This is a genomic window from Clostridium fallax (assembly GCF_900129365.1).
Lineage (GTDB): Bacteria > Bacillota > Clostridia > Clostridiales > Clostridiaceae > Clostridium_AH > Clostridium_AH fallax.
The window spans coordinates 37,027-49,788 of sequence record NZ_FQVM01000013.1 but is presented as its reverse complement, the minus strand read 5'-3'; the positions used below and the strand labels follow the sequence as shown (position 1 = coordinate 49,788).

8 protein-coding genes are annotated in these 12,762 nt (G+C 26.2%); 1 reads left to right on the top strand and 7 read right to left on the bottom strand.

All coding sequences use genetic code 11. The features are described from left to right. Nucleotides 1-43: 43 nt before the first annotated feature. Both BUA70_RS07880 and BUA70_RS07875 read right to left on the bottom strand, forming a co-directional pair. Nucleotides 44-1,774, bottom strand: coding sequence for a phospho-sugar mutase (locus BUA70_RS07880; protein WP_072895983.1), 1,731 nt, complete (start codon nucleotides 1,772-1,774; stop codon nucleotides 44-46). Nucleotides 1,775-2,630: 856 nt separating this feature from the next. Then, nucleotides 2,631-3,197 carry a 50S ribosomal protein L25 gene (locus tag BUA70_RS07875; RefSeq protein ID WP_072895980.1) on the bottom strand — a complete coding sequence of 189 codons (567 nt, stop codon included), beginning with the start codon at nucleotides 3,195-3,197 and terminating at the stop codon, nucleotides 2,631-2,633. A gap of 149 nt (nucleotides 3,198-3,346) precedes the next feature. On the opposite strand from BUA70_RS07875, the gene BUA70_RS07870 reads away from it, so the two are divergent. Continuing rightward, nucleotides 3,347-4,810, top strand: a complete 1,464-nt coding sequence (locus BUA70_RS07870) for an aminotransferase class I/II-fold pyridoxal phosphate-dependent enzyme (RefSeq protein WP_072895975.1) — start codon at nucleotides 3,347-3,349, stop codon at nucleotides 4,808-4,810. Between the two features lie 124 nt (nucleotides 4,811-4,934). Here the strand turns inward: BUA70_RS07870 and BUA70_RS07865 are convergent, their stop codons facing one another. From BUA70_RS07865 to zapA, 5 genes are all read right to left on the bottom strand, one after another. After that, complete coding sequence (locus tag BUA70_RS07865; protein ID WP_072895972.1) at nucleotides 4,935-5,954, bottom strand: alpha-hydroxy-acid oxidizing protein; 1,020 nt, start codon at nucleotides 5,952-5,954, stop codon at nucleotides 4,935-4,937. After that, complete coding sequence (locus tag BUA70_RS07860) at nucleotides 5,944-6,417, bottom strand: 2-thiouracil desulfurase family protein (RefSeq protein WP_072895969.1); 474 nt, start codon at nucleotides 6,415-6,417, stop codon at nucleotides 5,944-5,946. The genes BUA70_RS07865 and BUA70_RS07860 overlap by 11 nt, the downstream gene beginning before the upstream one ends. 2 nt (nucleotides 6,418-6,419) lie before the next feature. Then, nucleotides 6,420-8,780, bottom strand: a complete 2,361-nt coding sequence (locus BUA70_RS07855) for an endonuclease MutS2 (protein ID WP_072895966.1) — start codon at nucleotides 8,778-8,780, stop codon at nucleotides 6,420-6,422. Between the two features lie 14 nt (nucleotides 8,781-8,794). After that, nucleotides 8,795-11,137 (bottom strand): U32 family peptidase, encoded by a 2,343-nt coding sequence (locus BUA70_RS07850; protein WP_072895962.1) that lies wholly within the window; start codon nucleotides 11,135-11,137, stop codon nucleotides 8,795-8,797. Between the two features lie 164 nt (nucleotides 11,138-11,301). Next, complete coding sequence (gene zapA, locus BUA70_RS07845) at nucleotides 11,302-12,717, bottom strand: cell division protein ZapA (protein ID WP_072895959.1); 1,416 nt, start codon at nucleotides 12,715-12,717, stop codon at nucleotides 11,302-11,304. Between the last annotated feature and the right edge of the window lie 45 nt (nucleotides 12,718-12,762).

Sequence of the window (12,762 nt, the reverse complement as noted above, 5' to 3'; positions counted from 1 at the left end):
ATAATTTTTTATGGTGCTATCTATTATAGATAGCACCTTAATTTTAATTTAACTTAGAATTAATTAGATCAGTAATATTTTCTTTTAAACTATTAATTCTATTTTCAGCATCTTCTAATGAATTACCTACTACTGAAAGGTATAATTTCATTTTAGGCTCTGTACCTGATGGCCTAACTACAAACCAAGAACCATCTTCAAAAATATACTTAAGTACATTTGATTTTGGTAATTCTATTATACTTTCTTTACCGTTTAAATCAACCTCTTTACTTAACTTATAATCAAAGCTTTTAACAACTAAAATTCCATTTACCTCTTTAACAGGCTCTTTTCTTAATTTATCTATACAAGATGCTATTTTTTCTTGTCCTTCTTTTCCTTGAAGCTCAAAAGAAACCAATGTTTCTTTATAGAAACCATACTTATTATAAAGATCTATTAATGCTTCATATAAAGTCTTACCTTGAGATTTATAGAAAAGACACATCTCTGCAATTAACATTGATGCTATAACTGCATCTTTATCTCTTACAAAATCTCCTGCTAAATATCCATAACTTTCTTCAAATCCGAATATATAAGTATTGCTTCCACTTTGTAAGAATTCTCTAATTTTCTCTCCTATATATTTAAATCCAGTTAAAACGTTAAGAAGCTCCACATTATATTCTTCACATATTTTTTTAACAGCTTCAGTAGTTACTATAGTTTTTATTACTGCTCCATTTTTAGGAAGCTTATTTTCTTCCTTTAATGAACTTAAAATATAATGGGTTAATAACATTCCTGTTTGATTTCCAGTTAAAACTTTAAATTCACCTTTTTTATCCTGTACTACAACTCCTATTCTATCACAATCTGGATCAGTACCAAAGATTAAATCTGGTTTATTTTCCATAGCCATATCTAATGCAATTTTAAATACCTTTGGATCTTCTGGGTTTGGATATGGAGCTGTTGGAAAATCTCCATTAGGTTCTTCTTGCTCCTTTACTACTTTAAGGTTACTATATCCAAGTTCTTTTAAAACTCTTCTAACAGGTTTATTTCCAGAACCGTGGATTGGAGTATATATTATATTTAAGTCTTTAGCCTTTTCTTTAACTAAATCCCTTCTTATAGATAAAGACTTTACTTTTTCTATATATTCTTTATCTATATCTTCTCCTATATAATTTAAAAGTCCTTCCTTAATAGCATTGTTTTCATCCATTGTTTTTATCATACTATAATCATTTACATTGTTTACAAAATCAATTATCTTTTTAGCAGGAACATCTGTAACTTGAGCTCCATCTTCTCCATATACCTTATATCCATTATATTGTTTTGGATTATGTGAAGCCGTTACCACTATACCTGCTTTACATCCTAAATATCTAACAGTAAAGGATAACATTGGAGTTGGTCTTAAACTATCAAATATATATACTTTGATTCCATTTCCATTTAAAGTTAAGGCTGCCGCTTTTGCAAATTCTTTTGACATATTTCTTGAATCATATGCTATAGCAACAGATATTTCTTCATTTTTATAATTTTCATTAAGATAATCTGCTAAACCTTGAGTTGCCTTTCCTACAGTATGGATATTCATTCTGTTTGTTCCAGCACCTATAATTCCTCTTAATCCACCAGTACCAAAGTCTAATTCTTTATAGAATCTATCTTCTATTTCTTTTTCATCATTTATTTGTCTTAATTCTTCCCTTAAGTTTTTATCTATTAAATCTGAATTAAGCCATTTTTCATATTTTTCTTTATATAACATCTCCATACCTCCTATGAATTTACCAAAAATATTATACACTATTTATATATTTTTGGGAATTCTTTTTACCATTGTATAAAATTATTAAAAAACTTTGATTTTTATTATTAAACATTAACCTATACATATATATTAATACTTTTTTACTAGTTATTTTTTAAAAATATTACAAATTTTCAAAGTTTATTAGAAATCACAAATATTTCAATAGTTATTTGTATTTTTAGTAAAAAATTTCTAACTAAATAAATTTCTTATAAACTTAAAATTTAAATTATAATTCATTAAATAAAGTATAATTATTTTTTAATATAGGTAAAATATAATATTCTTTAATTTAAAATAAAATCTTTATCTTTTATTTGTTAGTTAAGTTATTTTAAAAATAATATATATTTAATTATATAGAAGTTAATGGTATAATTTTTACAATCATTATATAGATTTTTATTTATATATAAAAATCTATATATTCATAAAGCTTTACAAAAAGGATGGAGATAATTTTGAACATAAAATCATGGAAACTACTATCATTTTCAAGCATTTGCTTTTTATTTGCAGGTACAATAAGTCTAATTTGTAAAAATTATTTACTAGGTTTTATCTTTACAATTTTAGCCATTAGCTAAATAAGCTTAACAATAACCTATTATAAAAATAATAACAAATCTTAAAAAAGCAAATAATACATACCCTTAATTTAAAAAATACTTATAATTTTAAATTAAGGGAAGTCAATAATGACTTCCCTTAAAAACTTATATATTTAACAAATATTATTATAAACTATAGAATTTTGATTTTATTTTTTATATGAGTGTAAAAAAATATCTTTGTAATAAAAATATTTATTTTAGTCTATAGCTTCTGTTATTTTATTTTGATAGCTTATGGAAGCTATTACCCCTTCTAAATCCTCTACAATAGATATTTCATCTCCTATTTCTAGGTCTTCTAATCTATATACAGATCCTATAGAACCTTTCTTTAAATTTAGCTCTAAATATTTTGGTAATTTATCTAAAGGACAATTAACCTTTACTGTTTCTTTTTCTTTTTGTACTACAGCTCCAACCTTCTTTACTCTGTCTTCTCCTATGAACTTTATAGGTACATTAGATATAATATTTTTATTTTGCTCTATTTCTTCTAAATCTATATGAATTATTCTATTGCTTACAGGATCTCTTTGTAATTCCTTTATTAATACATCTTTATTCTCTCCATCTAACTCTACATTAAAGATACTATGTTCTCCAGTATGAGATATAGATTTGTTTAACTCTATCTCTCCAATTTCAAATAAAAAGTTTTTAAATCTTTTTCCATAAATTACTCCTGGTACATTTCCCTTTCTTCTAGTTTTTTTTGCTGAATGATTAGAATTTTTTTCCCTTTTAGTTATTTTTAAATTTTCCATCTTTATCCCTCCTTTCATATATTCTTAGCAAAATAAACCACATTTATTCATATAAATTTTATTGCATTAAGAATATGTATAACTTATAATGTCATAGGAGTATTTTAAATTATATGTATTATTTATTTTGAAAGAAGGTGTAGTATTAAATGTACAGATTAAATCAAAACGAAACTCCTCTATATAATGCTCTTATGGAGTATGTTAATAGAGAAACTGTACCTTTTCATGTTCCTGGTCATAAAAAAGGAGTAGGAATAGATGAAGAATTTAAAAATTTTATAGGAGAAAATCCTTTCAAGATAGATGTAACAGTTTTTAAACTTGTAGATAGTTTACATCATCCTACTGGACCAATTAAAAAAGCTCAAGAGTTAGCTGCTGATGCTTATGGCTCTGATGCTGCATTCTTCTCAATTCATGGAACATCCGGAGCAATACAGGCTATGATTATGTCAGTAGTTTCAGACGGAGATAAAATAATAATTCCTCGTAATGTTCATAAATCAGTAACTGCTGGAATTATTTTAAGTGGTGCTGTACCTGTTTACATGCAACCAGAACTAGATAAGAAAATAGGAATAGCTCATGGAGTTACTCCAGAAACTGTAGAAAGAACATTAAAAGAAAATCCAGATGCAAAAGCCGTACTAATAATAAATCCAACTTATTACGGAGTTGCAACAGATATTAAAAAGATTTCAAATATTGTTCATAGCTATAATATTCCTTTAATTGTAGATGAAGCTCATGGTCCTCATTTAGGATTTAATTCAAAATTACCTATATCAGCTATGGATGCTGGAGCAGATATATGTGCTCAAAGTACTCATAAGATAATAGGAGCTTTAACTCAATGTTCTTTATTACATGTTAAAAGCAAATTTGTAGATAAATCTAGAGTTCAACAAATTTTAAATTTATTACAAACAACTTCTCCATCCTATATTCTAATGGCTAGTTTAGATTGTGCTAGAAGACAAATAGCTTTATATGGAAAAGAACTTTTAGATAAATCCATTGATTTATGTAATTATGCAAGAGAAGAAATAAATAAAATACCTGGTTTTTATTGCTTTGGACAAGAAATATTAAATGAACCTGGTGTTTACTCTTTAGATCCTACAAAGCTTACAATTACTTGTAGAGATTTAGGTATAACTGGTTATGAACTTGATATGATATTATCTAATAAATATCACATACAAATGGAATTATCAGATCTTTATAATGTTTTAGCTGTAGGTTCTTTTGGTGACACTAAAGAATCTATTGAAGCACTTTTATCTGCTTTAAGAGAAATTTCTAAGGAATATATATCTAAAGGAAAAGTTAAACCAGACTTTTTAGATATACCAAATATACCTTCTAGAGCATTAACTCCAAGAGAAGCTTTCAATGGAAATAAGATTTCTGTAAAATTAGAAGATAGTATTGGTAAAATAAGTGGAGAATTTTTACTTGCTTATCCACCAGGAATTCCAGTTCTTTGTCCTGGAGAAATTATTACAGAAGAAATTATTAAATATATAAATAACCTAAAAGAAGTTGGATTATATGTTCAAGGAACTGAAGATCCAAAGGTTGAAAATATAAAAATACTTTCTAAGTAAAATAATATTATATAGAATATTAATTCTATATAATAAATTTAATAAAAAGAGATACCTATACTTTATTGAAGGTATCTCTTTTTATATATTTTGCTTTTTATCTTTATAATTAAAATTTAAAATTCTACTTTTTGTATATTATTCTGCTATCTATATCAGAGATACTATTACATCCTGTTAATACCATTGCTGATTTTAATTCACCTTTTACCTTATTTATATATTCTTTAACTCCCTCAGCTTGTCCTCCAAATGATGTAATTACAAAAGGTCTTCCAATAAGCACAGCATCAGCTCCTAATGCAATCATTTTCAAAACATCTACTCCTGTTCTAACTCCACCATCTGCTAATATTTTAACTTTTCCTTTTACTTTTTCTGCAATTTTAGGTAAAACCTCAGAAACTCCAGGAGTTTGATCTAAAACTCTACCACCATGATTTGAAACTACTATAGCATCTACTCCAGCTTCCACTGCAAGTTCTGCATCTTCTACAGTCATTATACCTTTTAAAATAAATGGCACATTACTACTTTTAACTATTTCTTTAATTTCTTCTACAGTTTTAGGACCTACTGGCTTTCCATGAAGAGCTAATGTTATAAGACCTGCTGCATCAATATCCATTCCCACTGCAAAAGCTCCAGCCTCTTCTGCCATTTTTATTTTTTTAATTACATTAGAATTTTCCCAAGGTTTTATAAATGCAATTCCTTCACCATTATATTCTTTTAATTTTTTTAAATTCGTAATTAAGAATGAATCTACTGCAGTATCTCCTACCATTGGGTAAATTCCACCTTGTCTACATCCAGAAATTACCCATTCTATATATTCTTCTTCTGTAAATTTTCCACCCATATTTAAAGTAGTTCCTGATATTGGAGCTGCAAAAACTGGTATATCCATTTCTTTACCAAATATTTTTATTGAAGTATCTGGATTTTTAGCATTATGTATAACTCTCATGTTTAGCTTTACATTTTCTAAAGAAGTTACATTATCTTTAAAGCCATCTCCTGTACCTTTTCCTCCCATTCCTGGTACTTCCCCTGAACAAGCATTACCGTTGCAGACAGGACAAACTCTACAACTACCATTTAGATTTTCTCTTGCGTTTTTTAGTATTTCTTTATAGTTCATCTATATTCACCTCATAAAAATTATTTTCATCATAAACTTTTATATTATTTTTCAAAAATAAATCTGCAGTAACTCCATTTCCCTCAATTAGATTTCCACTAAAAGTTCCATCGTATATTTTTCCTAAGCCACAGGATGGGCTTTTAGATTTTAAAATTGCCTTAGTTATTTTATTTTTTTTTGCAATTTCTAAAGCTTTTTCTGCTCCTATTATAAACTCTTTTGTACTATCTTTTCCATCCTTTGATAAAACCTTAGAAAGTCCTTTAAGTACATCTTCTCCAGTACCTTTTACTATTTCTCTCGGAGCTCTTGGAATCTCTAATTTTCCGAAGGACTCAGGGCATATAAGTATGCCCTTTCCTTCATCATATATTTTTTTTATCTCTTCATTTAGATTATTTCCACCATTATATTTGCAATTAACTCCACATAAACAAGCACTAATAATTATTTTTTCCATAACTAATTCAGCTGAGCTACAGTAACTCCGCTTCCTCCTTCACCATATTCTCCTAATCTATAAGATTTTACATGAGGATGCCTTTTTAACATATCATTTATTGCTTTTCTTAAAATTCCTGTTCCTTTTCCATGAATTATTGTAACTTCTGAAAGACCAGAAAGATATGCTTCATCTAAATATTTATCTACAGTATAACAAGCTTCTTCTGAATCCATTCCTCTTAAATCTACAGAAGATGATATAGATTTAAGCCTTAAATTTACCTCTTCTTTTTTCTTTTTCTTTATTTCTTTTTTATTAGATTTAACTTTTCTTAAATCCTTAAGTTTTACATTAACTTTCATAATACCAGCTTCAACCTGAACTTCACCTTTATTATCTGGCATAGAAATTATAACTACATTTTGATTTAAAGAAGGTAGAAAAGCATCCATTCCAAGAGTAACCTCCTTTATAGCTTCTCCATTATCTACTACTTTTTTATTTAAACTTTCCTCTGCATTAGATAATTTATCTTTAAGCTTTCCTCTCTCTTCTTCAAGTTTTCTTCTTTGATCTGATGAGATTCCCATTCTTTCAAGTTCTCTCATATTCTTTAGTATCTTATCAGCTTCTTCTTTTGCATCTCTTAGAATTTGCTTAGCTTCTCTTCTTGCATCCATATAAGCATTTTCTCTCATATTTTCTAATCCTTGAAGCTTAGCTTCATATTTTTCCTTAAGATTTAATGCTTCTATTTTATTAAGTTCTGCTCTCTTTGCATCTCCTTCAGCCTTCATAGTCTTTTCTTGAAGACTTTGAATTAAATCCTCAAATTGGAGATTATCATTTGGTATTAAATTCTTAGCTCTATCAATTGTTTCATTATTTAATCCTAATCTTCTTGATATTTCAAAGGCATTAGATTTACCTGGAATTCCAATTAATAATTTATAAGTAGGCCTTAAAGTCTCTACATCAAATTCCACAGATGCATTTTCAACTCCTAAAGTTCTTAGTGCATATGCTTTAAGTTCGCTATAGTGAGTTGTTGCAACTAATCTACAACCTCTCTCCCTTAAACTTTCTAATATAGCCATAGCTAAGGCTGCACCTTCTGTTGGATCTGTTCCTGCTCCTAATTCATCAAATAAAACTAAAGAATTTTCATCTGCCTTCTCCATTATATTAACAATATTTGTCATGTGAGATGAGAAAGTAGAAAGACTTTGTTCTATACTTTGTTCATCTCCTATATCTGCAAATATTTCTTTAAAAAATCCTATTTTAGAATTTTCTTTAGCTGGAATTAAAAGTCCACTTAGAGCCATTGTATGAAGTAATCCTACAGTTTTTAAAGTAACAGTTTTACCACCAGTATTAGGTCCTGTTACTATAAGACTTGAAAAATCCTTTTCCATATATATGTCGGAGGGAACTACCACTTCTTTATTTATTAAAGGATGTCTTCCTTCTATAATATCAAAGGTTCTATCCTCTGAAATTTTTGGGCAAATCCCATTTATTTCACTACCATATTTAGCTTTTGCAAATATAAAATCTAATTCATTTACAATATTCATATTATTTTTTATTGCTGTTATATTATCTGAAACTTTTAAAGTTAATTCATTTAATATTCTATCTATTTCAGCCTTTTCTTTAAGTACTAATTCTTTTATTTCATTATTCAAATTTACAAGGCTTATAGGTTCAATAAATAAAGTTGCTCCAGTAGAACTTTGATCATGAACTAACCCTTGAACCATTCCTTTATATTCAGCTTTAACTGGAATTACGTATCTTTCTCCTCTCATTGTATAAAGATTTTCTTGAAGATACTTTGAATTACTCCTTATTATTGCATTAACCTTATCTCTTATTGATGAGTTTTTATCCTTTAATGATTTTCTTATATTAAATAAAGTTGTACTAGCTTTATCTGATATTTCTTCTTCACTTATAATTGCATTAAATACATCATCTTCTAATTTTTTTAAAGGAAAAAGTCCAGTACAAATATTTTCTAATCTATAATATTCTCTTTCTCCTTCTTTTCTTTTTATATAATCATCAAATCTTCTTGCACATCTTACCATTTGAGCAATCTTTAAAAGCTGACCTGCATTTAATACTCCACCTTTTCCTGCTCTATAAACAGCTTCTCTTACATCATAAAGTCCTTCAAATGGAGGATTTCCTTTTCTCATCATAATATCTAAAGCTTCCTCTGTCTCTTCTAGATGTTCTCTAACTTCAAATATATTATTATATGGAACTAATTCATCTATAGAATCTTTACAAGCTGCAGTTTTAGCATAAAATTTTATCTTTTCTTTAAGTTTATTAAATTCTAAAACTCTTAAAGACTTTTCATTCATTCTTTTCATCTCCCTTATTGAACTCCTCTTTTATAATGTCCTTTAGTAAATTCTCTACTATCTATTTCTTCTTTTCCTTTTATCATATTAATTACTTTTATAGTATCTTCATAATTTTCATCTACAAATTCTACTTTAAATTTATTTATCCCTAAGGAAATGAGATCTTCTTTTTCTCCAATTAGATTTGTAGGAACTGAATTATATAAATGAGCTCTACAGAATCTATCAGTTTTTACTTTAAAAAATTCATTCATTCTATCCTTTAATAAGAAATTATTAGTTTTACAAGGTTCACTACATATTTTTTTAGAACTTTTACCTCCAAAGTTACTTCCTATCGGGCAATATTCCATTACCATATTTTCTACTTTTCCATATATATTTATATAAAAATTATTTTTACTAGACTTTAATAAGTCTCCTATTTCTTTTCTGTTAAGTTCTACACTTAAAGGTAATAAATTTATATCTTCACTATAAAACATTGCTGTATTTTTATTAAATATATTTAATTTATAATCTCCTATTATAATAAAATCATCTTTAAATTTTGAAATTATACCTACATTAGAAGTAACTATACCTTCTATCTTTTCTTTAAATTCATTAACTATCTGACAAATATAATTAAATTCTTCTTTTACAATAGTTGGAACCTTTAAATAAAACTTAGAAATATCCTTTAAATCTTCTAACGATATATCTTCTTTATTTTTGCCCCAAGGATTGATTATAATATTTTCTATATTTAAATTTTTTAAAGCTTTTAGCTGTTCCTTTTCCCTTATTTCATATATATACTGAAAATCTGGTACACTTCTTTCTTTTATTTCTAAAGATTTACCTTGAACTCTATTATTTCTTTTAAAAGCTTTTATTATATTATTTTCTATTTCTTCTATTAGTTTTCTTCTTACATCATTTATAGAAGATACTGGAATAAATCCTTCTTCAAAATTTATAAAATTTATTTTATCTACCTTAAAAGGAGTTTCTCCAGATTTTTTTAGATTTTCTTCTAATTTATTTTTATCAATTGGTCTTTTTAAAGGTTTTTGAACTAATTCACCTAAAACTTTAAAATTTTCTCCATTATAACTACAAGAAATTTCTATATTATTATCTATTTTAAAATCTACATCTATTGAAAGAGGAATCTTCTTTTGAAATTTATTCAAGTAAGATGTTTTATATCCTTCTAAAAGTTTAACATCTGAAGTTTTATAAAGTTTATCTCCTTTTTTATAATCCTTTGGAAATAGTCTTACTGTTTCACCTTTTAATGCAAAATCTACTTCCTTATTTTTCTTTATTATTTTAGATATAGTAAATCCACCTTCACCATTTCTTATACCATCTTTTAAATTTATATCTTTTTCTAAAATTATTTCTCCATTACTTAAAATACTTCCTAAAAACACTCCTGTATTTTTAGGCATATTATAAGCCATCATATCCTTACCTTCATTTTTATATAAAAATGCTTTAGAAAAGCCTTCTCTATTAAAAAGTTGAAGTAATAAATCTTTTTTATTTTTTATAGTTTCTTTTTTATTTTTTATAGCACTATCTATTGCATCTCTATAACTTTCCACAACTCCTGCAACATATTCTGGCCTTTTCATTCTTCCTTCTATTTTTAATGAATAAGCTCCCGTATTTATTATGTCCTTAATATTATCAACGGTACAAATATCCTTTGGACTTAATAAATATCCAGATATTTTTTTATTATCCTCTTCATTTATTAAAGTATATGGTAATCTACAGCTTTGAGCGCACCTTCCTCTATTTCCGCTTCTTCCACCTATAGAACTACTCATTAAGCATTGTCCTGAATATGATATACATAAAGCTCCATGTATAAATATTTCAGTTTCTACTTTAAGTTTTTTTGATATATATTCTATTTCCTTTAAAGTAAGCTCTCTTGAGAGAACTATTCTATGGAATCCTCTTTCTTTAAAATAAAGAGCAGCTTCTCCATTATGTATAGTCATTTGAGTTGAGCCATGTACCTCAAAATCATTATAATTATCTTTTATATATTTAAAAATCCCTAAATCTTGAACAATTAAAGCATCTACTCCTATTCTATATAAAAAACCTATGTATTTTTGTGCTTCTTTAAATTCCTTTTCTTTTATTAAAGTATTTAATGTTATATAAACTTTGACACCATAAAGATGAGCATAATCCACTGCTTTTTCTAATTCTTCTTCATCAAAATTTGATGCATAAGCTCTTGCAGAAAATTTACTTCCTCCTAAATATATTGCATCAGCGCCCTTATTAATAGCTGCTATTAAACTCTCCATACTTCCTGCTGGAGCAAGTAATTCAATTCTTTCCATAAAATTCATCTCTCCTAAAATTTATATCTTTAATTATAACATATATGCTCTTAAAATATTCTACGTTATTTTATACATAATTTACACAACATAGATTATTATAAATTACCTTTTATTAAAATTCAAAAAACTCTAGAGGTTTTAAAACCTCTAGAGTTTAAAATTTATATGGCCTTATTATTTTTTAATAAAGGATTAGTCCTTTTCTTTTCAACTGCAAGCTCTATTTGAGAATCTACAAACTTCTTTTGCATATCTATAAGTTTATATCTAAGTGATTGAAGTTCAAAGTTTATATTTTTACTTCTTTCTAAAAGTTTAGTATTTTTATCCTTTAGACTTTTAACCTCGTCTATTTGATTTTTATACATATCTTCTGCAGCTTTTAATTGGACTTTTAAGTTATCTAGCTCCTCTTTTAAATTATCTATTTTATCTTTATACTGAGCCTCTAACTCAACAAGATTTTTATTTTCATTTTGAAGAACATTATTTCTATCTTCAAAATTATTTATATTAACTTTTAAAGTTGAAACCTTTGATAATAAGTTATTTTTTTCTTTTTCTACTGCAGTTATTTGATTTTTAAACCTTTCATTTTCACTCTTTAACTTCTCTAATTGACCTTTTATAGTATTATTATTTAACTTTAAATTATTAATATCTTTAATTAGATTCTTATTTTCATTAAATATATTATCTTTTTCAGAAATTACTTTTTTAAGATTAACATTTAAATTTTCTCTCTCTAATTTAAGATCTTTAACTTCAGTTTTAATAATATTATTATTTTTATCTAATTCTTTTATTTTGTTAGTTAAAGATTGATTTTCTTTTATGGTATTTTCTTTTTCCAATTTTTCTTTTTTAATTGTACCATTTAAATTTTGTCTTTCTAATTTTAAATTTTCTCTCTCTAATTTTAACTTTTGAATTTCTTCTTTAAGAATTTTTTTACCATTTTCTAAATCTTTAATTTTTTCAATTAAAGTTTTATTTTCTATTTGAAGATTTTCTCTTTCTTTTTTTTCTTTATCAAAATTAGATTTAAGAGTTTCTTTTTCCTTTTTATAATTTTGAACTTCCACTTTAAGATTATTTTTTTCTCTTTCTATTATACTTATATTTTCTTTTAAGGACATATTTTCTTTGATTAAATTTGACTTTTCAAGTTGAAGATTCTTTAAGGTTTCTTTAAGATTTAAACTTTCATTTTTAAAGGCTTCTAAATGTTTTTTTATATCCTCTTTTTCTTGTTCTAATGATTCAAACTGTTCTTTTGAAGATTTATTTTCTTCTTCCATCTGCTCAATATTTTTTTTATAGGTAGAATTCATATTCTTTAAATCATTGTAATGATCTAATAATTCATTATATTCTTTATTTCCTTTAAAAAGTTCATCTACAATATTGATAGCAGCTAAAACAGCCGCAGATGAAATACTCAGCTTATTATTTTTAGCAAGAACTTCTTTTACTTTCTCGTCAACATAGCTTGCAACTTCCTTTAAATAAGTCTCTTGTTTTTGTCCTTTTAAGTTATAATCAACTCCACTTATAGTAACTGTTACAGTAGTCATCTGCTCAACACCTCTTAATAATCAATTTAAATAGTTATATAATTA